Consider the following 24,068-nt stretch of genomic DNA (forward strand, 5'->3'; position numbering starts at 1 on the left):
GGACTTGGTGGTGGTGGCCAGTGTCCGGGCCGCCGCCCGTCCCAGGCTCGACGGTGCCTGCTCGGATTCCACCGGGTCGGTGACAGTCACAACGAGGACCACCCAATCATTCGCGTTCGGCACGTACGGCGTCCCTGCCGGCACGCCGGTCATGATCTTTTATTGCTGATATCCGCCTGGTTTTGCGGCTCCGCCGAATCAACATAGCAACGGCGTCCGGTCGCACAATGACACGATCGGGGTCACCGGCGAAAACCACCTGTTCGACCTGGGTGGGTTTCGGATGACGTCTCGCGGAGGGCCGGTCCGGAGGTGGTGACTGCCTGTTCCGGACCGTCACCCGGTCGGGAAGGTCCAGCTACGCAACGGTCCGCCGTGATCGCCGTGCGGAACGGGGAAAGGGGCCCCGGAGCCCGGTAACTGCGCCGAACCGGCGACGGGCGAGGATTTTTTCGGCCACTCGGATGAATTCCGCCGTTGCTGTTGTCGGCCCGTAAATGGGTGACTAACTTGAGCGGTCCCGGCTGTGGAATCTGCCGGGCAGTGCTTCCCGCGCTTCGCGGGCGAAAGGACCCGGATGAACATCTTCGTGGCCGGCAGTCTCTGGGTGGCCGGTGCGGCCTGCGTCGGCGGCCTGATCGCCTACCTGGTCCGCCGGTTCGGCCGGGACGACGAAGGGCGGCCCGGCAACAACGACGCGGCCGGTCAGGTGTTCACCATCGTCGGCGGGCTGCACGCGGTCCTGGTCGCCTTCGTCCTCATCTCGCTGTACGACTCGGTCGGCAACGTGAGCCAGAACGCGCAGACCGAAGCCGACAGCCTGGTCGCCGCCACCTGGGCGGCCGACGCGCTGCCCGAGGCGACGAAGGACCGGGTGCACCAGCTCGCCGCGGCCTACGCGCGCACGGTCGAGGAGCAGGAGTGGCCGCGCCTGGCCGACGGCGGCGAGATACCCGCCACGGGCGCTACGCAGCTCGACCAGATGCGCCAGGCGGTGGCCGAGGCCCCGGCCGACGACGACTGGCTGCTGGACCGCAAGACCGAGGCGAGCAACCAGCTCTGGTCGGTCTACCAGGCCCGCCAGCAGCGGCTGGCCCACTCCGGCGCCGGCGGGGTCGGCGCGGTCGTCTGGTTCGCGCTGGTCCTCGGCAGCCTGATCACGGCCATCCTGCTGCCCAACCTGTTCGGCGGCACGCGGCTGGCCGCGCACATCGTCATCGTGTCCACCCTGGCCGGCACGATCACGTTGCTGCTGTTCGCGATCTACCAGCTGCAGAACCCGTTCAGCGGCGGCGTCAGCGTGCCCCCCGAGGCGTTCACCTCGGCGCTGGCCAGGCTGGTTTGACCGGCACGCGGCTCCGCTGGGCGACGGCACTCGGTGCGGCCGCGGCGGTTTCGGCGCTGCTGGCGGCGTCGGGCTGGCTCGCGCCCCCGGCGTCCCACCTCGCGGTGGCGCGGGAGCCGGCCGGCTGCACCATCCTGCAGGCGGAGAACGAACGCAGTGGCGCGCCGACGACGCTGCGGCTGCTGTCGCTGCCCGGTGGTGTCACGCGGCGGGTGAGCGAGGCCGGGTACTGGATCAACGCGATGGGCTACTCCGCCTCGCAAAAAGTGGTCTACGGCGTCGCCGACGGCACCCGCGCCGGCCGGTACCACGGCGCGCACGCGGTGCGGATCGACGCCGCCGGCGGGGTCACCGACCTGGGTGTGATCGGCCGGGCCGGCGCGCGGAAACCGGTGTGGAGCCCGGTCACCGGGGCCACCGCGGGCGCGATCGACGGCGACCGCTGGTACGTCCGGCAGGGCAGCGATCTGTACACAGTGGACATCGACCCGGCGGGCGCGGACTACGTGCGGGTGGTGCACCGGACGTCGCTGCGGCCGGTGTCGCTCGCCGTCGGCGTCGACGACTTCGCCTTCGACCCGGCGGACGGGCTGCTCTACGGCGTCTCGGCGACTTCCCGCGGGGACAGCTCGGTGGTCACCCTCGACCCGTCGAGCGGGAAGGTCGCGGTGGTGCCCGGGCTCCGGTTCCCCGAGGGCGGTGCGTACGGGTCGGTGGTGCTCGCCCCCGGCGCGATCTACGCCACGGCCAACCAGGCCGGCCGGCGCAGCGTCACGTTCCGCCTGCCGCGTGACGGCTCGGGTCAGGCCACCGAGGTCGCGACCGGGCCACCTTTGGTGAGCGGAGACGCGGCCGGCTGCCTCGCCGAGCCGCCGGCGCGCCCGCCGACGACGTCACCCCCGCCGACGACACCCCCGGGGCAGTCGTCACCACCACCGACCACGCCGCCGGGGCAGTCATCGGAGCCGCCGCCCCGGACCGAGACGCCCTCACCCGAGCCGTCGCCGGAGCCACCCCCACCGCCACCACCGGTGGAACAGCCCGTCGTCCTGCCCCCGACCCCGGTACCGGCACCCACGCCACCGGCGGTGGTGGTCACGCCCACGCCCGCCACCCCGGCCCCGCCACCCTCGCCGCCGCCGACGACGCACCACGCGCTTCCGAAGGAGAAGGCCGCGCCGATCGTCCAGGACACCGGACGGCGGACCGAGGAGAAACGCCGCTGGGGACTGACGGCGCTGATCCTCGTGCTCGGCGGAGGCGCCGCAGCCGCCCACGGGCGCCGGCACCGGTGAGCCCGGTCAGTACTTGAACTGGTCGACGTTGTCCGCGGTGATGAGCAGCGGGTCGCCCAGCAGGACGGTCTTCGCCGCGGCGTCGTACTTCACCGCCGGCAGCTCCAGGCTGACCTTGTTCACCGGGCTCAGCGGCTTGCCGTCGGCGACCTGCTTCGCCGTCCACGCCGTCAGGTAGCCCAGCGACTCGACGTTCCACAGCACCGACTGCGAGCACGAGCCCTTGAGCAGGAACGGCTTGATGGCCTGCGGCGTCCCGACGCCGACGGTGAACACCCGGCCGATCTTCTGCTCGTCGTCGACGGCCTTCGCGACGCCGGGCGCGGACGTCGTGCACTCGCCGATCAGCCCGGTCAGGCCGGGGTGGCCGGCCATCAGCTGCTTGGCCATCGCCGTGGCGGCTTCTTCGTCTTCGCCCGCGTACACGGTGTCGACGAGCTCCGCCTTCGGGTAGTGCGTGGCCGCGTAGTCCTTCTGGACGGCGATCCACGAGTTGAGGTTCGCCGCGGCCGGGCCGCACGAGACGATCGCGTACTGGCCGGTGCCGCCGGTCTTCGCCATCAGCGCGTCGACGAGCGCGGTGCCGATGCCCTGCGCGCTGGCCTGGTTGACGAACACCTCACGCTGCGTGCCCGGCGCGTCGGTGTCCGAGGTGAGCACGTGGATGCCCTTCGCCCGGGCTTCGGCGATCACCCCCGCGAGCGCGGCCGGGTCGTTCGGGGCCACGACGATGACGTCGACCTTCTTCGCGATCAGGTCGCGCAGGATCGTCACCTGTGCGGCCGGGTCCACGGTCTCCGGTCCGGTCGAGTGCCACGCGATGCCCAGCTGTTTCGCCGCCTCCAGGCCGCCGTTGTTCATGGCGTCGAAGTACGGGATGCCGCGGACCTTGGGCACGAACTCGATCCGGGTCGGCGTCGGGGCGGGCGGGCTGCCCAGCTGGTCCGAGCAGCCTCCGAGCGCGAGCGCCGCGACCAGCGGCACCGTCGCGACCAGCCGGAAGGTCTTCGTCGGCCCTCGCATCTCCACCCGTTCCTCAGGAAATTCGATCAGTTCGATGGGTCTGCGCATGGTGGAGACCAAGGGCGAACGTAGGGCCCCGGGTAACTGTGGTCAACGGGATGTGCGCAAAGGGTTACGGAAGTGAGTTCTGCTCCGGCGGAGATCCCCTGGTCGGCGCGGATCCGCTACGCTGGGCGACAATGGCTCGTCTGTCCGTGTCCGCGCGCTGGCTCCTGCTGGCCGCGCTGGCGTGCGCCGTGGTGGCGATGCACCACGCGCCCGCGGACCCCCGCCCGGTCGCGATGACATCGATGACGTCGGACCTCCACGCCGGCGCGCCGGCACCCGGCCACGACGGCGGGCACGCCCCGCTGCACCTCTGCCTCGCCGTGCTCACGGCGGCGGTGATCCTCTTGCTCACGGCGGTGCTGCTGCGCCGTCGGACCGGGGCGGTGGTGGTGCTCCGGCGGCTGCCGGTGCGGTGCCGCCCCGCGCGCCCGCCGCCGCGGCCGCGCTCCGGACGTCCCCTGCTCGCCGCTCACTGCGTTCTGCGGATCTGATCGGCGCGGTTCAGCCGTGCCCATCCGCAAGACTCCAGTGAGGAAGAAGAATGACCAGGAAGTTCCTGGCGGGCCTCGTGCTGCCCGCCGTCACCGCGCTCGCGCTCGCCGGCTGCTCGACACCGGTTTCGCACAACGACACCGACGTCACGTTCGCGCAGGGGATGATCCCGCACCACGAGCAGGCGGTCCGGATGGCCGCGCCGGTGCCGCGGCACACCGCCAACGCGCAGGTGATCGCCCTCGCCGACGGCATCGCCAAGGCCCAGCAGCCGGAGATCGACCAGCTCAAGGCGTGGCTGAAGGAGTGGGGCGCGCCGTCGATGCCGGGCATGGACCATGGTGCGATGCCGGACACCGGCGACCTCGACAGCCTGCGTGACGCGGCTTACGACCGGGAGTGGCTGCGGCTGATGGTGGAGCACCACCGCGGCGCGATCGACATGGCCCGCGTCGAGCTGGCCCAGGGCACGAACGCCGACGCCAAGGCGATGGCCCAGCGGATCGCCGACACCCAGCAGGCCGAGGTGGACAAGATGACGGCCCTGCTCGGCTGAGTCCCGGCGCCCCGGGTGGCCTTCGGTGCGTTGGACTGCCGAAGGTCACCTCGGTGTGTGACGCGCGGAACGTGCACTCGGTACCCCCCAGGGGTATAGTCCCGGCTATGAGCGAACAGCACGGGGCTTCGTGGGCGACAGCGATCCAGGCGACTCTGCACTGCCTGACCGGCTGTGCCATCGGTGAGGTGCTCGGCATGGTGCTGGGCACGGCGTTCGGCCTGCACAACGCGGCGACCGTGGTCCTGTCGATCGTGCTGGCCTTCGTCTTCGGATACGGCCTGACCATGCGGGGCGTCCTGAAGTCGGGGCTCGGCGCGGCGGCGGCGTTCAAGGTCGCGCTGGCCGCGGACACCGTGTCGATCGCCGTGATGGAGGTGATCGACAACACCGTGGTCGTGGCGATTCCGGGAGCGATGGACGCCGGGCTGGCCAGCTTCCTGTTCTGGCTGTCGCTGGCGCTCTCGCTGGCGATCGCGTTCGTCGTCACGGCGCCGGTCAACAAGTGGATGATCGGGCGCGGCCTCGGCCACGCCAAGGTGCACGCGCACCACCAGCACTGAACAGCGCGCCCGGGGAGGTGGCGGCCTCCCCGGCCGCCGCTACACGCTCGAAAGGTCGATCGCGCGGTCCACCTCGCGCCGGTCGAGCACCCGCAGGATGCCTTCCAGCAGGTAGTAGTCGGCGTAGGGCAGCGACACCTCGACGCCGTCCTCGTTCGGCCGGTTTCGGGTGCAGCGCGCGACGCTCGCCTCGGCGCGGGTGGACTTCGTCGTCAGGCACGTCCGCGACACCGCCGTGAGGATCCGCAGCGCGCTTTCGCGGTAGTGCGGGCGGTGCGTGAGTTCCGCGAGGTCCAGCAGGCCGCAGGCCATGATCACGCCGGCGGACGCGTCCTTGACGTCGTTCGGCGCCTGCGGGGCCAGGTAGTCCCACACCGGCACGTTGTCCGGCGTCAGCCGGGACAGCGCGAAGTCCGCGAGCCGCCGGGCCGTGGCCAGGAACTCCGGGTCCCCGGTGCGCCGGTGGATGGTCGTGAACCCGTAGACGCCCCAGGCCTGCCCGCGCGACCAGCACGACGTGGGGCTGTAGCCCTGCACCGTGTTCGGCCCGATCGGCGCGCCGGTGACCGGGTCGAAGTCGAACACGTGCGGCGTCGACCCGTCGGGGCGCGGGAAGTGCCGCTGGGCCGTCTTCGCGTGCGCGGCGGCGATTTCGAGGTACTTCGGGTCCCCGGTCTGCGCACTGGCGAACGCGAGCAGGTCCAGGTTCATCATCGTGTCCATGATGACCCGGCCGGCGTTGTTCGGATCGGACAGTGCGCCCCAGGCGCGGATGAACCGGCCCGCGGGGTTGTAGCGCTTGATCAGCGACGACGCGGCCTGCACCGCGCCGGCCTGCCACTTCTCGTCGCCGGTGAGCCGCCAGGCGGTCACCCACGAGGGGTAGAAGAGGAAGCCGAGGTCGTGCGTGCCCGTGTCGTTCTGGCGCGGCGCGAGTTTCTCGGCGGAAGCCAGCGCGAGGGTTTTGAATAGTTCGTCGCCGCTGTGCAGCCACGCCAGCCACAACTGGCCGGGCCAGAATCCGCCGACCCAGTCGCCGTTCTGCGAATAGGTCCATTTCTCGAACTTCGTGCCGACCGGAAACGCGGTGACGCCGGGGGCCACCGCGCGGAGCTTGGCCACCGCGTAATCGGCCGCCTGGCGGAGCGTCCGGGTGGCCGAGGCCAGGTCGGGCTGGTCGGGGGTGGCCGCCGAAGCGGCCGTCGAGGTGCTGGCGCCCACCGCCACCGCGGCGCCGGCCGCGGTGGTCAGCAGGGTTCTCCGGGAAACGCTCACAGGTGCCCGCCATTCCGTGATTCCGTGGGGAGGGGAGTGCCCGGAATTTTTGCACGCCCGGCGGGCGGTTGTACACCCGGCGGAAGTCTGTTCACGCTTGTGAATTGTGTGCCGCTGAGTGGAATAGCGCGGAAATGGGCGAAGGCCCGGTGGGGGACACCGGGCCTTCGCCGTTATCGCGGGGTGAGGGCAGTCATCCACGCGATGATCGGGGCTGGTTTCAGCAGTGCGGGGCGACCGGGCTGTCCGAACCGGTCTGGACGTAGGTGTCCGAGACGTAGTTGTTCGGGCCGATCCGGTCCCAGATGTTCGTGGTGCCGAACTTGCCGGCGACCGTGTCACCCTCGACGTAGCACTCGATGTTCACCTTGGCGTAGTTCGCCGCGAGGCCCTTGATGGCGGCCGAAGTGCTGGCGCTCGCCCGGACGTTCATCGGGTCGCCGGCGGTGCTGACGACGCCGGTCTTGTCGGAGCCGGTCCACAGATAGGTGACGTTGACGTTGCCGTTGTCCGACATGCCGAGCCCGTCGTAGAAGACGCCGTCGGCGAGGTCGATGCCGGCCGGGTTGCCGACCTTGTAGCCGAGGTCGTCCCGGCCGCCGTTGTAGCCGTTGTGGTAGGCGGCGTACGCCTCCGGCTGGCCCTGGGGGAGGTCCTTGTACTCGGCGCGCACCGAAGCCGGGTTCCAGTAGTCGTCCTTGGTGTTCCACGGGCCGACGTCCCACACGGGCGCGTACTCGCACCGGCTGCCGTCGGTCTTGCAGACGCGCACGGTGTAGGTGCCGCTGCCCTTGCCGGACAGGCCGCGTCCGGAGGGCAGGGCGACGAAGTGGTCGCGGCTGGTGATGACGTGGCCGTTGGCGGTCGTCTGCCCGGTCAGGCCTTCACGGGTGGCGTAGATCTTGTAGGTCAGCGCGGTCGAGGCGGCCAGCGCGTTGGCCTGCGGGACGCTGTCGGCGCTGAGCGCGACGCTCTTGACGGAGGGCCGCACGCCGTCGGTGGTGCTGTGCAGGCTGATCCGCACCTGCACCTCGCTCACGGTGCTCTTCAGCGTGGTGCCGGCGGGAGTCCACTCGGTCCAGTCGTTCACACCGGTCCGGCCGCGGACGTCGACGTCGACCGAGGTGCCCTTCGGGGTGTCGGCGCTCAGTTCGGCGCTGACGCGGTTCGACGGCGAGCCGAGCTTGTGCTCGGCGGTGGTCAGGCTGCCCTCGCTGCCGGCGAACACCCGTTCGGTCCTGTGCCAGGCGGCGTCGGTCAGGGTGAGCGCCCCACCCGCGCCGGCGACGTTGACGTCGTCATTGTCCACTGTGGACAAGTCGGCGGTCCAGCCGGTGTTGCCCGACGGCGCCGTTGCGGCCTGCGCGGGGGCTCCGGCCAGCGCCGTCACCGCCCCGGCGGCCAGAACCGCCGCGGTCACGCGGCCGGCTTTCATGATCCGGATCATCCCCGGTTCTCCTCTCGCACCTGTTGTTTCGAAGGTGGCGAAAGACTGACGAGGGGGCGTACATGATCCGTACAAGCAGATTGTGCCTTGGGGGAAGTCGTATGCGGCCGCTGGTGCGAGTGCCCTGCCGGATTCTCGTCTGCCGGATTCTCCCTGCCGGATTCTTCCCGCCGGCCCGAACGCCGGATTGTTCAGCGGCCGACAGACCGTGTCAAGGCGGGAAAGCGTGCCTTGACACGGCCTGTCGGCCGCTGAGGCGGCTGCGTATCGGTTCGGCAGGGGGGTGTGGCCGGGGCGGTCCTGCCGGCCGTGGTGAGCCGGGTCGGCTGTGGTGAGGCCGAGCTGCCGTGGTGGAGCCGGGTTGGCTGTGGTGAGGCCGAGCTGCCGCGGTGGAGGCGGGTTGGCTGTGGTGAGGCCGAGCTGTCGCGATGGAGCCGAGTCGGCTCTGGCCGGGCCGACCTGCTGCGGCGACCTCAGGCCGAAGCTATGTGCGGCCGCGCTTCCACGACCGCCGGCGTGTCCTTCGGCCGGGTGGACAGGTCGCGCCAGATCGCCAGCGCCCGCTCCGAGTAGTCCCGCGACCGCTCCGGCTGGGAAAGTGCCCGGTGCAGCTCCCCGAGCAACTGCGAAACCTCCGCCTCCGAGCGGCGGTCACCGTTGCGGCGGTGCACCGCCAGCGAGTTCACCAGCAGCAGCTGCGCGTGCGCGAAATCGCCGCTGTGCAGGCAGAGCTCCCCGAGGTTCTGGTTCGCGTACCCCACACAGTGGTCGTCGCCGAGGTCGGTGAAGATCGCGATCGCCCGGTCGACGTGCTCGCGGGCCGCCGCCAGGTTGCCCTGGTGCTGGTACAGCAAGCCCAGCCGCTTGAGGGCGTGGGCCTCGCGGTGGCGGTCGCCGATCGAGGCCGACAGCTCCAGTGCGTCCGTGATCCAGCGCTTCGCCGCCGCGTAACACCCGCGGGACATCCACACCGCGCCCGCGCCGAGGCGGGCCACCGCTTCGCCGTTCGGGTCGTCGGCCTCCGCGAACAGCTTCAGCGCCTCGTGGCAGTGGTCGAGGGCCAGGTCGTCCTCGCCTTCGATGCGCAGGATCGTCGAAATCCCGGTCAGGGCGACGGCGAGGCCCTGGGCGTCGCCGATCGCGTCGAACAGCTTCTTCGACTCCTCGAACGCCACCCGCGCCTCGGCGTACTCGTCCTGGTAAAGCAGGTACTGCCCGAGGTTGCGCTGGACGATCGCCTCGGCCCGCGCCGAGCCCGCCCGGCGGGCCGCCGCGAGGGCGATCAGATGCGTGCTGTGCCAGTCGTCCTGCGGGCCCCGCAGGTCGAAGTACGGCGTCAGCGCCGAAGCCAGCTGCCAGGCCAGGTCGTCGAACCCGTGCTGGACGGCCAGCGAAACCGCCGCGACGGTCGTGTGCCGCTCGGCCGCGAACCACGCGGCCGGGTCTTCGGGCAGCACGCCTTCGGGCACGCCGGGGCGCGGCAGTTCGTCGTCGCAGTACATGCCGAAGAAGTGCAGCGGCATCCGGCGCGCCGCCTCGAGCGCGAGGCCCAGGTAGCCCTCCAGCACCCGCCGCAGGCCGGCCCGGGTCTTCGCCGCGTCACTGCGCTCGGCGAGCTCCACCGCGTACACGCGCAGCAGGTCGTGCAACCGGTAGCGCGGCTGCCCGGCCGAATCCGAGCCGACGAGCTCGACGAGGTGGCCGTCGACCAGCACGTCGAGGACGTCGTCGGCGTCGCGGCGGCCCAGCACGGCCGCGACCGCCCACGCCGGGAACTGCACCGGCCCGAGCAGGCCCAGCCCGCGGAACGCCGTGGCCGCCGACATCGGCAGCAGGTCGTACGACAGCGTCACGCTCGCGCGGACGGCGAGGTCGCCGACGCGCAGCTCGTCGAGCCGGCGGCGCTCGTCGCCCAGCCGGTCGGCCAGCAGCCGCAGCGTCCAGCCCGGCCGGTGCGTGAGCTTCGCGCCGGCCACCCGGATCGCCAGCGGCAGGTGCCCGCACTGGCGCAGGATCGCCGCGGCGCTCTCCGGCTCGGCGGCCACCCGTTCGGCGCCGACGATGCCCTCCAGCAGCCGGGCGGCGTCGGCCTCGGGCAGCAGGTCGACGTCCACCGGCTTCGCGCCGGCCAGCCCGGGCAGCCGGATCCGGCTGGTCACCAGCACCGCGCAGGGCCCGGCCCCGGGCAGCAGCGGCCGCACCTGGGCCTCGCTGCCGGCGTCGTCGAGCACGACGCACATCCGCCGCCCGGCCAGCCGCGACCGCAGCAGCGCCGACCGCTCGGCCAGCTCGCGCGGCAGGCCGGCGTCGGGGATGCCCAGGGTGCGCAGCAGCTCGGCGAGCACGCTCATCGGCGCCCGCGGCGACGACGACGTGCCGGCCAGGTCGACGTGCAGCTGGCCGTCGGGGAACTCGTCGCGGACCGCGTGCGCGACCCGGACGGCGACCGCCGACTTGCCGACACCGGGCGCGCCCGACAGCACGATCACGGCGGGCGTTCCGGAGTCCGCGCGTTCCCGCAGCAGGGTGACGACGTCACGGATCAAGGTGTCGCGGCCGGTGAAGTCCGGCAGGTCCAGGGGCAGCTGGCAGACCGGGGCGACGTCGGCGGGACGCGGGGCGACGACGGTTTCCGGGACCAGGGTCGCGCGCAGCTCGCGCAGCCGGGCGCCCGGTTCGGCGTCGAGCTCGTCGCGCAGGACCCGCTCGGCCGACTCGTACGCCTCGATCGCGTCCCCGGTCCGGCCCGCGGCGCGCAGGGCGACGACCAGCTGGGCCCAGAGCTCCTCGCGCAGCGGGTGCTCGGTGACCAGCCCGCGCAGCTCGGCGATGGCCTCGCCGGAGCGGCCGAGGCCGATCCGCGCCCGGAGCCGCTGTTCCTGCACCGACAGCCGCAGTTCGGTGAGCCGGGCGACGGTCGCGCCCCAGCTGTGGTCGTGTGGCAGGCCTTCGAGGACTTCGCCGCGCCACAGCGCGTCGGCCTTGTCGAAGAGTTTGAGCGCGCTTTCGGCTTCGCCGCCGTCGAGCGCTTCCTGCGCTTCGCCGGCCAGGGCGGCGAACGCGAGGTGGTCCAGTTCGTCCGGCACCGCGGTCAGCAGGTAGCCGGAGGCCCGGCTGCTGATCCGCTCGCCGAGGGCGGGGTCGATCTCGGCGAACCGTCTTCGCAGTGAGTGCACGTACGTGCGGATGTTCGCCGCGGCCGACCGCGGCGCCGCCTGTGGCCACAGCACTTCCACCAGCACGTCGGTCGAGACGACGACGTTCGGCTGCAGGGCCAGCGCGGCCAGCAGCAGCCGGGGCTTCGGGCCGCCGAGGGCGATCAGCCGCCCGGCGGCGGTGACCTCCAGCGGACCGAGGACGCGGATGGTAAGCGAGGTGGTCTCAACCTGCCCGATGAGTTCCCCCATGGCCGGGACTCTAGGACCCGTCCGGCGCAGCGGCTAGATCCATTCGGAGTGTCTGTGCGCACACGTGCGCCTTTGTACGGAACGTGTACGGCGCGGCGACACGCTGCCGCCATGAAGCGTTCGAAACTCCGGCGTATCGCCGGTTCCGGCCTGGTCATGGCCGCGGTCGGCGCGCTCCTCGCCGGCGGCGCGGCCGAAGCGTCCGCCGCGGCGAGCGGGACCGTGAAGACCGCGGGCGATCCCCTCAACGTCCGCCGGGCGCCCACCGCGGGCGCCACGGCCGTCAAGACCGTCGTGAACGGTGCCGTCGTCACCATCGACTGCCAGGTCAACGGCACTTCGGTGACCGGCACCTACGGCACGGGCACGTTGTGGGACTACGTGCCCGCGCTCGGCGGGTACATCTCGGACACCTACGTCTTCACGAACTCCGACACGCGGGTCGCGCCCGACTGCGGCGTCGGCACGGGCAGCGGCCAGTGCGCCGACGCCTGCGCGGGCGAGGCGCAGTACCGCTCGTCCGACTCGCACTTCCTGGTCTACGACACCGATTCCGACGGCTACTCCGCCGTGGTCGCCTACTGGCTCAAGGGCGGCGCCGGGCCGTTCTACGTCTGGAACTCCGGCGGCGAGGGCACGAAGGTCGACAAGGCCGTCACCGTCCCGCACGGCAGCTGGGTCTTCTACAAGGTGTGCGTCGCGAACTACACGACCGCCAAGCCCGACCTGAAGTCCTGCAGCGACGGCCTCACCGACTTCGCGGCCTGACCGCGCGTCCACCACGAGAAAGGGCTTTCCCATGGGTCAGGTCAACCGGCGCAAGGTGCTGCTCGGCGGGCTCGCCGCGGTCACCGCCACCGCGGCTTCGGCGGCACTCCCGTCGTGGGCGAACGCCCGCACCACGGCCGCCGCCCCCGCCGTCCACGATCCCTTCCAGCTCGGCGTCGCTTCGGGCGATCCGCTGCCCGACAGCGTCGTGCTGTGGACGCGGCTCGCGCCCGCCCCGCTCAACCCGGACGGCTTCGGCGGCATGCCGGACGCCACCTACGCGGTCGACTGGGAGATCGCGAACGACGAAGCGTTCGGCTCGATCGTGCAGCGCGGCTCGGTGAACGCCGTCAGCGCGTCCGGGCACAGCGTCCACATCGAACCGGCCGGGCTGCAGCCGGCGCGCGAGTACTTCTACCGGTTCAAGAGCTCCGGCTACATTTCGCCGGTCGGCCGGACGCGCACCGCGCCCGCCGCCGGCGCCGCGGTCAACCAGCTCAAGTACTGCTTCAGCTCCTGCCAGCACTGGGAGGAGGGCTACTACCACGCGTACAAGGGCATCGTGGCCGACGATCCGGACCTGGTGCTGTTCCTCGGCGACTACATCTACGAGAAGAAGTCGGGGCGGACCGCGCAGGAGCGCAACCCGCGCAGCCTGGCCTTCACCGAGGACGTCACCACGCTCGCGCAGTACCGCGCCCGCCACGCCCAGCACAAGACCGACGCCGACCTGCAGGCCGCGCACGCGATCGCGCCCTGGATCGTCGTGTTCGACGACCACGAGGTCATGAACAACTGGAACGGCACCACCTCGCCCGCCCCGGCCGCGCGCAAGGCCGCCGGGTTCCAGGCCTTCTACGAGAACACCCCGATCCGGTCGACGGCCAAGCCCAACGGCGCGTCGATCCAGCTGTACCGGCAGCTGATGTGGGGCAACCTGGCCCGCTTCCACATGCTCGACACGCGCCAGTACCGCAGCGCCCAGGTGCCCGACCCCGCCGGCGACGCCGGTCCGGCCTGCGCCGACATGCGCAGCACCTCGCGCAGCATCCTCGGCGCCACCGAGGAGGCGTGGCTGCTCAAGCAGTTCGAGTCGCACCCCGCCACCTGGGACTTCCTCGGCCAGCAGGTCTTCTTCGCCACGCGGGACGCCGACGGCGACAAGGCCACCTGCGAGAGCAACGACTCCTGGCAGGGCTACGAGGCCTCCCGCAACCGGATCCAGCAGGGCTGGGTCGACCGCAAGGTCGCCAACCCGGTCGTGCTCACCGGCGACGTCCACCGGCACTGGGCCGCCGACCTGCGGCTCGACTACTTCGACCACAGTGCCCCGGTCATCGGCTCGGAGCTGGTCACGACGTCGGTGACGAGCAACAGCGACACCGCCGGGGCGCCCAGCGCCGCCTGGTACGCGAACAACCCGCACGTCAAGTACTGCAAGGGCGAGCGCGGTTACGTCCGGGTCACGACCACGCCGTCGCAGATGCGGGCGGACTTCATGACCACCTCCGACACGAGCGTCTACGACCCGGCGTCGGTGGTGATCAAGAACGACGTCAGCTACGTGGTGCAGGCGGGGAAGGCCGGCCTGCAGAAGGCCTGAAGCCACGCTGCGTGACCCGCGGCGGCCGAACGGGTGGTCACGCCGTCCTCGTCCGGAGCAGCGCCCGCCCCGGGCGGCCACCGGGCATGCCGGATTCATGGTACGGACCATGAAAAACGCATGGAGTCCGCGGGCCGGACGAAGGTAGACTGCCAAAATCCTGAAAGGACACCGTGGTGTCCTGCTGCACCGAACACCGGGGGACCCGCGTCCGACTGGGGGTGACGCGGGTCCCCCTTCCGGCGATCTTGACAGTCCGTTCGCGACGCTCGTAATCTGAGTGCTCCGCCGTCATGCCGAATTCTTCGATTTCATGACAAGGCGGTTCCACGTGAAGAAACTCTTGCTGATCACGTTCGCGGTGGCGGGGCTGGTGGTGGCCGGCGCCGGCGTTTCCGCCGCCGCGCCCGGCGGCGTTTACGACGTGAAGGACTACGGCGCCAAGGGAAACGGGTCGGCCAACGATTCCGCCGCCATCGACAAGGCGATCACCGCGGCCGGCGCGGCGGGCGGCGGCACCGTCCGGTTCACCTCCGGCACCTACAAGTCGGCGAACACCGTCCACCTCAAGAGCAACGTGACGATCCAGCTCGACGCGGGCGCGACGATCACCGGGTCCAGCGCGGACACCTATGACAAGCCCGAATCGAACCAGTGGGACGAGTACCAGGACTACGGGCACAGCCACTTCCACAACGCGATGTTCTACGGCGACAAGCTGACGAACATCGGCTTCACCGGCGCGGGCACCATCGACGGCGGCGGCAACCTCATCACCGGCAACCCGAAGTCCGGCGAGGCCGACAAGATCCTGTCCCTCACCCGGTGTGACGGGCTGACGCTGTCCGGCGTCAAACTGCGCCGCGGCGGGCACTTCGCGGCCCTGATCAACGGCTGCACGAACGTCGTTTCCGACCACCTGACCATCGACACGGCGAGCGACCGCGACGGCTGGAACATCATCAGCACGACGAACGTCACGATCACGAACGCGAACATCGCGGCGAACGACGACGCGCTGGTGTTCAAGAGCGACTACGCGCTCGGCGCGAAACTGCCGAACGGGAACGTCACGGTGAACAACGCGAAACTTTCGGCGCAGTGCTGCAACGCGCTGATGTTCGGGTCCGAGACGTGCGGTGACTTCACCGGCTACCAGTTCTCGGACATCACGATCACCAGCGCGCACAAATCCGGCATCGGCATCGTCTCCATGGACGGCGCCAAGATTTCCGACGTGCACTACCGCAACATCACGATGTCCGGCACGTATTCGCCGATCATGATGAAGATCGGCACGCGCAAGCGCTGCGGCAACAACCCCGGTGTCGGGTCGATCAGCGGCATCACGCTCGACAACGTCACCGGCACGCACACCGGCACGAACTTCAGCCCGACGATCTGGGGCGCGGACAGCAGTCACCGCGTCTCCGACGTCACGTTCACCGGCGTGAAGCTGTCGGTGCCCGGCGGCAACGGCACGATGGGCACGGGCGTGCCGAGCAACAACGCGACGGACTACAACCCGAAGAGCATCGGCACCCGCCCGTCGTACGGCTGGTACCTGCACTACGCGGCCGGCATCCGGTTCGTGAACAGCTCGGTGGAATTCGCCAAGGACGACGGCCGCCCGGCGAGCATCGTCAACAACAGCTCGGACATCACGTTCGACCACTTCACCGCGGAGAAGGGCTCGAAGAGCCCGTTCGACATCGGCTTCCAGTCGGTGACGGGCTACTGCGTCAAGGACTCGGCGACGACATCGGGCGCCACCCTCCGCATCAACACCACAAGTTCCACCTCAACCTGCTGACCCACCCCCGAGGCCCCTTCCCGCGAGCGGGAAGGGGCCTCGCCCGTACCTGGAGCGTCGGTTCGCGTACCCAGAGGGTCGGCTCGCGTACCTGGAGGGTCGGCTCACGAACCGACCCTCCAGGTACGCGAACCGACTGTTCCGATACGCGAACCGACCGTCCGGGTACATACGAAGGGGCCCCGGCGTGAGCCGGGGCCCCTTCTGCGGCGCGCCTCGAGGTCAGTGCGAGTACTGCTCGTTCATGATGAGGAACGCGCCGAGGCCGTGGAAGTCGTTGGTCTTGCGGGCCCGGGCGTAGTAGTAGGACAGGTCGCCGACGTTGGTGCCTTCGCAGATGTCGGTGATGTTCGTCAGGCCGTCCGACCCGAGGGACACCTTCTTCAGCACCCCGGCGTACCCGCGATCCGCCACCGCCTGGTAGGACGCCGGCAGGTAGCCGCGCTGGACGCCGCGGGCCATCGTGAACGTGTACATCGACGACGCCGACGTCTCGAGCCAGTTCTTCGAGTCGCCGCCGCGGTCGACCACCTGGTACCAGCGGCCGGTCGAGGCGTCCTGGTAGCGCTGGTAGCCGGCCGCCAGGAACTTGACGACGTCGATCAGCGCGGCCCGCCGCGGGTGGTTCGCCGGGAGCACCTCGAGGATGTCGATGGTGGCCATGCCGAACCAGCCGATCGCGCGCGCCCAGTGGTACTTCGAGTGGTGCCCGGACCCGGACGCCCACGACTCGGAGCCGTCCTCGTCGTAGGCGTGGTACAGCAGGCCCTTCGCCGGTTCGCGCAGGTGGCTGAAGTACACGACGATGTTCTTCGCCGCCTCTTCGAAGCAGTAGTCGCCGTCGCCGAACGCCGCGCCGTACAGCGCGAGGAACGGCTGGGCCATGTAGACGCCGTCGCCCCACAGCTGGCCGACCTTGCTGGTGGCGTGGAACATGCCGCCGTCGGACGTCCGGGGGTAGGACGGGAACCGCTTGCGCAGCTGGTCGGCCGCCGTCTTGTACTTCTTGCGGCCCGTTTCCGCGTACAGCAGCGGCAGCATCTGGCACGAGCGCATCGAGTCCAGGTTGCTGAAGCTGTTGGAGATGCCGCTGTCGGTGATGAACCGGTCGTACCACGCGATGATGTAGTCGAGGTACTTCTTCTCGCCGGTGCGCTTGTAGAAGAGGTACTGGCCGTAGAGGTACAGGCCCAGCGTGTAACCCCAGCCGCCGATCTTGTCCGGGGTGTAGCGCTTCATCGTCGAGTCGATCACCGCGCGCGACCAGTCCGTCGGGGCTGCGCCGCCGATCGGGGGAAGCTGGTCCGCGGCCCGCGCGAGGGGGCCCGCCGCGGCGAGCGCGCCCAGGGCGCCGAGCGTGCCGGCCAGGACCGCGCGCCGGGTCGGGCGAAGGGGATGTTCGGACATCGTCGTCCCTTTCGTGCACTGGCCCCGCGACGCGGTTGAAGGGTGGCCGGGATGCCGATCCGCCGTCCGTCGGCATCCCGACCAGCTCTGGGGGGCGCGGCGTGCTGCCCGTGTCGCCGGAGCGATGGTCTTGGAAGCGAAAGCGCTTCCGGGGGAAACATCTACTCGCCTCCGGGACGTCGAGTCAAGAGAGATCGGATCTCTTGCGTCATATATCAGATATTTAACCCGAACGGCCGAAGTGGAAATGTACCGGCCAGCGAGACTTCGGGAAAAGGTCGGATCTCAGCCTTGACCGCCCCGCGTCGCCAGGAGTACACCACCGAGTGGACCAGACCACTGGAGGTCGCTCATGGCACACAGGTTCCTCCGCCGGGCGCTCGTCGCGTGCGCGTCGATGCTGGCGGTGTCCGGGCTCGTCGCCGCGCCCGCTTCGGCGGACCTGCAGAAGCCCTCGCAGCAGTGGCTGCGTGACAGCCAGGCCGGGCTGTTCCTGCACTGGGGCATGCGGACGTCACCCGGCTACACCAGTTGCAGCGCCTGGGAAAAGGCGATCACCGACGGCGGGTGGGATCCCGCCTACTGGGTCACCGAAGCCGAGAAGCTGCACGCGTCCTACCTCGTGCTTGCCTCGTTCCACAGCAGGCTCGGTTACTCGCGGGCCTGGCCGTCGAAGATCCCCGGCAGCTGTTCCACCAAGCGGGACTTCCTCGGTGAGCTGGTCGCCGCGGCGAAATCCCACGGCCTCAAGGTCATCCTCTACATGACCAACGACGCCCAGTGGCACGACGAAGGCGGCCACGAGTGGCTCGATTCCGCCGGCTACTCGAAGTACAAGGGCAAGACGGTGAACCTCGACAGCCAGGACGGCTTCGGCCAGTTCAGCTACGACAACTTCTTCGAGGTCATGAAGAACTACCCGGACCTCGGCGGCTTCTGGATCGACAACGACAACGCCTACTGGGAGTCGCACGACCTGTACCAGCAGATCTACCAGCAGCGCCCGGACTACCTGCTCAGCAACAACAACGAAGACACGCCGATCATGGACACGATCAGCAACGAGCAGAAGACCGGCATGTCACCGTCGTACGACTACCCGCAGGCGACGTACACGGCGATGCCGCGGCTCACCGAGGCGTGCTTCAAGCTCCCGGACACGGGCTCGTGGTGGTACGGCGGATCCAACTCGGCCGTCAACAAGATGCTCAACCTCGGCCGGTACATCACGAACTCGGGCTCGTCGATCAAGTCCCTGATGGCCGAGACGGCGATGGTGAACGGGAAGTTCCCCTCGAACCAGGAGGCGTTCAACAACTTCGCGAAGACCTACCTGGACGCGATCTGGGAGTCCCTCGGCGGCACCGAGGGCGCCGGGTACATGTACGGCGGCATGCAGCCGGGCTTCTGGAACGACGGTGCCCACGGCGTCATCACCATCAAGGGCGACAACCAGTACGTGCACGTCCTGACCAAGCCGTCGACGTCGACGCTGAAGATCCGCGACAACGGCTACCGCGTCCGCCGTGTCACGAACCTGCGCACCGGCGCGGCGATCTCCTTCAGCCAGGGCGGCGGCGGTCTCACCCTGAGCGGCCTGTCCGGCTGGGACACCTACGACACGGTGTTCAAGGTCGAGACGGCGGGCCGTACCGGAACCTACGACCCGAAGACCGTGACGCTCAAGGCGAGCGCGTCGGCGAGCGGCCACAGTGGACCGGCGGCGAGCGACGGCAGCTACCTGACCTACTTCGACAACAACAAGACGCTGCCGGTCAACCTCGACTACGACCTCGGGGCGGCGAAGAAGGTGCAGTACCTCGGGCTCAACCAGCGGGAGGACTCCGTCAGCTACGCCCGCTCGGACAGCGAGCAGTCGGCGCGGATCAAGGCGTACAAGGTGTTCGTGTCGAGTGACGGCAAGGACTGGGACAGCGCGGTGAAGTCCGGGACGCTGCCGAGCCACCGCGGTGTCCAGTTCGTCGACGTCTCCGCGGTGACGGCCCGGTACGTGCGGCTCCAGGTGACGAGCACGTACGCGGCGTCGAGCGACAGTTCGCGCTACAAGCGGTTGCGGATCGACGAAACCTGGGTGGGCTCGGACTACGCGACCGCGGCGGGCTGAGCGGGTCGCCCGGCCGCCCCCGACGCGGCCGGGCGTCCCGTCAGTTCCCCTCGGACAGCAAGTCCACGGTCAGGGCGGCGGTCCAGCTGAACGACCGCGTGCCGTGGCCGGCGCCGGTCAGCGGGTCGACGTACTCGGCGAAGTCGGTGCGGGCGGCGGTCTCGGCGAGGTCGCCGCCCAGCCGCTCGGCGAGGGCGAACTCGCCGTGGTGCAGCAGGCCCTGCCGGACCAGCCAGCCGACGTTGAACCACGACGGCCCGCGCCAGTAGCGGCCGGTGTCGAAGCCCGGCGCGGTCAGGTCGTAGCTCGGGACGCCGTGCACCCGGCCGAGCCGGAAGCGCGGGCCGGTCGCGGTGGCCAGCAGCGCCGGGGCGACCGCCAGGTCCGGCAGCACCAGCGGCAGCAGGCCGGCGCACGTGTACTCGCGGACCAGCGTGCCGGTGTGGACGTCGCGGGCGAAGAAGAACCCGGCGGCGCTGTCCCACAGCGTCTCCTGCAACGCCTTTTCGACGCGCGCGGCGGCTTCGCGGTGGCCGGCGGAGGGCAGGTCGAGCTCCTCGGCGATCTCGGCCAGCGCCAGCTCGGCGTCGGCCAGCAGGGCGTTGAAGCCGGGGTCTTCCACGGCGAAGCGGCCGAAGTCCCGGTAACCGCTGTCGCGGTACTCGGCGGCGAGCCGGACGTACCGGCCGTAGTCGTCGTCGCTCGGCCGGTCGCCCGCGTCGCTGTGCGCCAGGTCGCGGCGGACGAACCCGGTGGCGGGCGGGACGCGGGAGAGGGGGTCGTCCCAGGCCGGGCTGTTGTCCATGCCGGATTCCCACGGGTGCACGATCGCGACCAGCCCGCGTCCGCCCGCGTCGCGGCCGGTCCGCAGGTACTCGTGCCAGGCGACCAGCTTCGGGTACAGCGCGGCGAGGAATTCGCGATCGGGCTCGGTGCGGTGCACCGCGAGCACGGCGCGGGCGTGCACCGGCGGCTGGACCAGGCCCGACGTCCGCCCGGCGTGCCAGAAGGACGGCCCGGGGAAGTACGCCTCGGGCGGCGTCTGCGGGTCGAACACGATGTGCGGGACGCGGCCGTCGGCCCACTGCGCGGAGAACAGCGTCCGCAGCTCGCCCCGGGCGCGCCCGGGGGACAGGTGGCGCAGGCCGAGCGCGATGAACGCGGAGTCCCAGCTCCACTGGTGCGGGTAGAGCGCCCGCGAGGGCACGGTGGACGCGCCGAGCCAGTTGCCCGCCAGGACAGCCGCGGCTCGCTCCCGTGTTACGTTCATATGTCCAATCTATCTCCGACTTGTGTCTTGTCAATGGACAAAAGTACGCAGGAGGCCGCGGATGACCACCCCGACCAGCGCGGGAGAGCTGCTGCAGCTGGTCCGGACGGGGCAGGCGAGCACGCGGAAGGCCCTCCTGGAGCGCAGCGGGCTGTCGCGCTCGACGCTGACAGCGCGCCTGGATCAGCTCCAGGCCGCGGGCCTGCTCGCCGAAGGTGGTCAGGAGGACTCCACCGGCGGCCGCCCGGCGCGGCAGCTGCGCTTCGACGACCGGCACGCGGTCGTCCTCGCCGCGAGCATCGACACGACGCACGCCGAGGCCGCCGTCACCGACCTGGCGGGGCGCGTGCTGGCGCGCCGCGCGGGCGCGGTGCGGGTCGCCGACGGCCCCGAGCCCGTGCTCGACCGGATCGCGGAGTGGTTCGAGGCGCTGCGGGCCGAGGCGGACCGGCCGGTGTGCGGCGTGGGCGTTTCGGTCCCGGGCCCGGTGGAGCCCGGCCGCGCCCGGGTCACCCGGCCGCCGATCATGCCGGGCTGGGACGGCTACCCGATCGACGCCCACCTCGGCGCGCGTTTCGGCGCCCCGGTGCTGGTCGACAACGACGCGAACCTGATGGCGCTGGGCGAGCACCGCGCCCGCTACCCGGCGTCGGCGGCGCTGGTCGTGGTGAAGGTGTCGACCGGGATCGGCGCCGGCCTGGTCCTCGGCGGCGAGGTGTACCGCGGGATCGACGGCGGCGCGGGCGACATCGGCCACATCCGGCTCCCGGACCACCCGGAGGCCCGCTGCCCGTGCGGCTCGCTCGGCTGCCTCGCGGCCGTCGCCGGCGGCGGCGCGCTGGCGGCGAGGCTGACCGAGCTGGGGCTGCCGACGGAGTCGGGCTCGGGCGTCCGCGACCGGATCACGGCGGGGGACCCGGCCGCGGTGCGGCTCGCCGAAGTGGCCGGCCGCCAGGTCGGGGAGGTGCTGGCGACGCTGGTGTGCGTGGTCAACCCCGGCGTCGTGGTGATCGCCGGCGACCTCGCCGAGCCGCACTTCGTGGCGGGGGTCCGGGAGGTGCTGTACCGCCGCGCGCTGCCACGGGCGACGCAGAACCTGCGGGTGGAAATCGGCGGCCGCGGCGAGGGAATGGCGGTGGCCGGCGCGGTGGCGATGGTCGTCGACGCGGTGTTCGCGCCCACCGAGGTGGACCGGCGCCTGGCCGTCCGGGCGTGACGGCCGAACTGCCGTCACCGCCCCTGTCTTTCGGGGGTTCGGGTGGCGGAGCCCCGGATGTCACAGACTGTCCGGAGTGGACGGAGCGACCGACTTTAGTAGGTGGCGCAAGGCCGTGGCGCGTGGTCCGCCATACCGTCGCAAACCGGACCAATCGTACGTCAGAGCCCATTCCTCGCGTTTTCTCCGCGACAAATCGGATTTCAGTACCACGGTTCACGGCTGGCGAATTCCCGGCCAGATAACGGTTCCGCAAGCACTTCCCCGCGAGCGGAACACCGATCTAGTCTCAGCCGGTGTTCCAAGGCCCGTTTTCTGGGGGCCGCTTTCGAAGAGGGAGATTTCTGTGCGAAGAAGCTCCACCCTGCTCCTTTCGCTCGCGGTGGTGGGTGGCCTGACCGGCGCCCTGCCGGCGACGGCGTCCGCGCAGGGACGTCAGGACATTCCGCAGTCGCACCCGTTGTGGGCGAACGCGCAGGCGAAGGTCGCCGACACGGCGCCCGCCGCGAAGCTGAGCTTCCGGGTTTACCTGAACCAGCGCGACAACGCCGGTGCCGAGGCGCTGGCCCAGGCCGTGTCCGACCCGGACAGCAAGACCTACCGCCAGTACCTCAGCCCCGACCAGGTGCGCGACCGCTTCGCGGCCAGTGACGCGACCGTCAGCGCCGTCAAGGCGTGGCTGACCGGCAACGGTTTCAGCATCGGCGACGTCCCGTCGAACCGCGCGTACGTCGAAGCCACCGGCACCGCGGACCAGACGGAAAAGGCGTTCGCCGTCGACCTCGGCAAGTACCGGGTCAAGGGCCAGACGCTGCGCGCCGCCGACAAGAACCTGTCGGTGCCGGCGAACCTGGCCGGTGACGTGCTCGGCGTCGTCGGTGTCGACCAGGCGACCAACCTGTTCAAGCCGGACCACGCGACCGGCTCCGGCACGCCGTCGGACGTCGCTCCCGGGCCCGGCTTCCGCAACGCGCCGCCGTGCAGCGCCTACTACGGCGAGAAGATCGACACCACCGATCCCGCCTACAACGGCAAGCAGCTGCCGTACGCCCCCTGCGGCTACACCCCGGCGCAGCTGCGCTCGGCCTACGGCATCGACAAGCTCGGCGCCGACGGCAAGGGCACCACGATCGCCATCGTGGACGCGTTCGCCTCGCCGACGATCTATTCGGACGCGAGCACGTACGCGAAGAAGAACGACCCGCAGCACCCGCTGAAGCAGAGCCAGTTCTCGCAGCACGTCTTCCCGGTCAACCCGGTCCTCGAGCCGGCGGACCAGTGCGACGCGGCGGGCTGGTACGGCGAGGAAACCCTCGACGTCGAGGCCGCCCACGGTCTCGCGCCGGGCGCGAACATCCTGTACGTCGGCGGGTCCGACTGCCAGGACAACTCGCTCGACGAGGCGCTGAACTACGTGGTCGCCGGCCACAAGGCCGACATCGTGTCGAACTCCTACGGCGACACCGGCGAGGACATCCCGGCCGACGAGGTCAAGGTGTTCAACCAGATCTCGCTGCAGGCGGTCCTCGAGGGCATCGGCGTGTACTTCTCCTCGGGCGACAACGGTGACGAGGTCGCGCGCCTCGGCACGCCGTCGCCGGACTTCTCCGCCTCGGCGCCGTGGATCACCGCGGTCGGCGGCACGTCCATCGCCATCGGCAAGGACGGCAAGAAGATCTTCGAGACCGGCTGGGAGACCAGCAAGTCGGTCCTGACCAACGGCGTCTACGGTCCGGCCAACTACACCAGCGGTTCCGGTGGCGGCACGAGCCGCCTGTTCGAGCAGCCCTTCTACCAGAAGGGCGTCGTCCCGGACGCGCTGGCGAAGAAGAACCAGACCGGCAACAAGAAGGGCCGCGTCGTCCCGGACATCTCCGCGGTCGGCGACCCGAACACCGGCTTCCTGGTCGGCCAGACGCAGACCTTCCCGGAGGGTGCGCACTACGACCAGTACCGGATCGGCGGCACGAGCCTCGCGTCGCCGGTGTTCGCCGGCATCATGGCGGTGGCCGACAGCTTCGACCACTTCCACCACGGCTTCATCAACCCGGTGATCTACAAGCTGACGTCCCGCACGCCGGCGATCACCGACGTAAAGCACGTGGACGCCGCGGTGGCCCGCGTCGACTACGCGAACTCGGTCGACGCTTCGGACGGCCTGCTCCGCTCGGTCCGCACGCTGGACTACCAGGGCCTGACGATCCACACCACCCCCGGCTACGACGACGTGACCGGCCTCGGTGTGCCCAACGGCCTGCTGTTCCTGCTGCTCGTCTAGTCAGCTGCTGCTCGATGAGGGCCCTCTCGCCGGTCTCGGCGAGGGGGCCCTTTTCGGATGGTGGTTTCGCGCGGTGGACCACTCGGGCGTGCCGGTCGGCTCGGGCCGCCGACTCGCCGACTCGCCGGACGCTCGCT

At 70.6% G+C, this 24,068-nt stretch carries 17 protein-coding genes; 11 read left to right on the top strand and 6 right to left on the bottom strand.

Going from position 1 to position 24,068, the window contains the following annotated elements; genetic code table 11:
* Positions 1-577: 577 nt before the first annotated feature.
* Complete coding sequence (locus AB0M30_RS19245; protein WP_364585358.1) at positions 578-1,345, top strand: hypothetical protein; 768 nt, start codon at positions 578-580, stop codon at positions 1,343-1,345.
* Positions 1,342-2,640, top strand: coding sequence for a hypothetical protein (locus AB0M30_RS19250; RefSeq protein WP_364585359.1), 1,299 nt, complete (start codon positions 1,342-1,344; stop codon positions 2,638-2,640). The genes AB0M30_RS19245 and AB0M30_RS19250 overlap by 4 nt, the downstream gene beginning before the upstream one ends.
* 6 nt (positions 2,641-2,646) lie before the next feature.
* On the opposite strand, the gene AB0M30_RS19255 is transcribed toward AB0M30_RS19250, so the two are convergent.
* Positions 2,647-3,663, bottom strand: coding sequence for an autoinducer 2 ABC transporter substrate-binding protein (locus AB0M30_RS19255; protein WP_364585360.1), 1,017 nt, complete (start codon positions 3,661-3,663; stop codon positions 2,647-2,649).
* A 179-nt stretch (positions 3,664-3,842) separates the two neighbouring features.
* Here AB0M30_RS19255 and AB0M30_RS19260 point away from each other — a divergent pair, with 179 nt between their 5' ends.
* The 3 genes from AB0M30_RS19260 (at position 3,843) to AB0M30_RS19270 (ending at position 5,322) form a co-directional block, all read left to right on the top strand.
* The gene (locus AB0M30_RS19260; RefSeq protein WP_364585361.1) at positions 3,843-4,202 is read left to right on the top strand and encodes a hypothetical protein; all 360 of its coding nucleotides are present in this window, start codon (positions 3,843-3,845) and stop codon (positions 4,200-4,202) included.
* 50 nt (positions 4,203-4,252) lie between these two features.
* Positions 4,253-4,759: a DUF305 domain-containing protein gene (locus AB0M30_RS19265; protein ID WP_364585362.1), complete on the top strand. Its 507-nt coding sequence runs from the start codon at positions 4,253-4,255 to the stop codon at positions 4,757-4,759.
* A 107-nt stretch (positions 4,760-4,866) separates the two neighbouring features.
* Positions 4,867-5,322: a DUF4396 domain-containing protein gene (locus AB0M30_RS19270; RefSeq protein WP_364585363.1), complete on the top strand. Its 456-nt coding sequence runs from the start codon at positions 4,867-4,869 to the stop codon at positions 5,320-5,322.
* A 39-nt stretch (positions 5,323-5,361) separates the two neighbouring features.
* Here AB0M30_RS19270 and AB0M30_RS19275 read toward each other — a convergent pair whose 3' ends face one another.
* From AB0M30_RS19275 to AB0M30_RS19285, 3 genes are all read right to left on the bottom strand, one after another.
* Positions 5,362-6,597, bottom strand: a complete 1,236-nt coding sequence (locus tag AB0M30_RS19275) for a glucuronyl hydrolase (protein WP_364585364.1) — start codon at positions 6,595-6,597, stop codon at positions 5,362-5,364.
* Positions 6,598-6,817: 220 nt separating this feature from the next.
* Positions 6,818-8,044: a hypothetical protein gene (locus AB0M30_RS19280; RefSeq protein ID WP_364585365.1), complete on the bottom strand. Its 1,227-nt coding sequence runs from the start codon at positions 8,042-8,044 to the stop codon at positions 6,818-6,820.
* 473 nt (positions 8,045-8,517) lie between these two features.
* Entirely contained in the window at positions 8,518-11,451 is a 2,934-nt protein-coding gene (locus AB0M30_RS19285; RefSeq protein WP_364585366.1) for a BTAD domain-containing putative transcriptional regulator, read from the bottom strand.
* 111 nt (positions 11,452-11,562) lie between these two features.
* Between AB0M30_RS19285 and AB0M30_RS19290 the strand changes: the two genes are divergently transcribed.
* From AB0M30_RS19290 to AB0M30_RS19300, 3 genes are all read left to right on the top strand, one after another.
* Positions 11,563-12,219 (top strand): hypothetical protein, encoded by a 657-nt coding sequence (locus tag AB0M30_RS19290; RefSeq protein WP_364585367.1) that lies wholly within the window; start codon positions 11,563-11,565, stop codon positions 12,217-12,219.
* Between the two features lie 31 nt (positions 12,220-12,250).
* Positions 12,251-13,822, top strand: a complete 1,572-nt coding sequence (locus AB0M30_RS19295; protein WP_364585368.1) for an alkaline phosphatase D family protein — start codon at positions 12,251-12,253, stop codon at positions 13,820-13,822.
* Between the two features lie 331 nt (positions 13,823-14,153).
* Positions 14,154-15,635 carry a glycosyl hydrolase family 28 protein gene (locus AB0M30_RS19300; RefSeq protein ID WP_364585369.1) on the top strand — a complete coding sequence of 494 codons (1,482 nt, stop codon included), beginning with the start codon at positions 14,154-14,156 and terminating at the stop codon, positions 15,633-15,635.
* A 222-nt stretch (positions 15,636-15,857) separates the two neighbouring features.
* Here the strand turns inward: AB0M30_RS19300 and AB0M30_RS19305 are convergent, their stop codons facing one another.
* Entirely contained in the window at positions 15,858-17,042 is a 1,185-nt protein-coding gene (locus tag AB0M30_RS19305) for a glycoside hydrolase family 88 protein (protein ID WP_364585370.1), read from the bottom strand.
* 352 nt (positions 17,043-17,394) lie between these two features.
* Here AB0M30_RS19305 and AB0M30_RS19310 point away from each other — a divergent pair, with 352 nt between their 5' ends.
* Positions 17,395-19,167: an alpha-L-fucosidase gene (locus AB0M30_RS19310; RefSeq protein ID WP_364585371.1), complete on the top strand. Its 1,773-nt coding sequence runs from the start codon at positions 17,395-17,397 to the stop codon at positions 19,165-19,167.
* A gap of 40 nt (positions 19,168-19,207) precedes the next feature.
* Here the strand turns inward: AB0M30_RS19310 and AB0M30_RS19315 are convergent, their stop codons facing one another.
* Complete coding sequence (locus AB0M30_RS19315) at positions 19,208-20,437, bottom strand: trehalase family glycosidase (protein ID WP_364585372.1); 1,230 nt, start codon at positions 20,435-20,437, stop codon at positions 19,208-19,210.
* 61 nt (positions 20,438-20,498) lie between these two features.
* Between AB0M30_RS19315 and AB0M30_RS19320 the strand changes: the two genes are divergently transcribed.
* Both AB0M30_RS19320 and AB0M30_RS19325 read left to right on the top strand, forming a co-directional pair.
* Positions 20,499-21,653, top strand: a complete 1,155-nt coding sequence (locus tag AB0M30_RS19320) for an ROK family protein (protein ID WP_364585373.1) — start codon at positions 20,499-20,501, stop codon at positions 21,651-21,653.
* Between the two features lie 346 nt (positions 21,654-21,999).
* On the top strand, positions 22,000-23,931 hold the full coding sequence (locus AB0M30_RS19325; RefSeq protein ID WP_364585374.1) for a S53 family peptidase: 1,932 nt from the start codon (positions 22,000-22,002) through the stop codon (positions 23,929-23,931).
* The last annotated feature ends 137 nt before the right edge of the window (positions 23,932-24,068 follow it).

Source organism: Amycolatopsis sp. NPDC051716, assembly GCF_040681595.1.
Taxonomy (GTDB): domain Bacteria; phylum Actinomycetota; class Actinomycetes; order Mycobacteriales; family Pseudonocardiaceae; genus Amycolatopsis.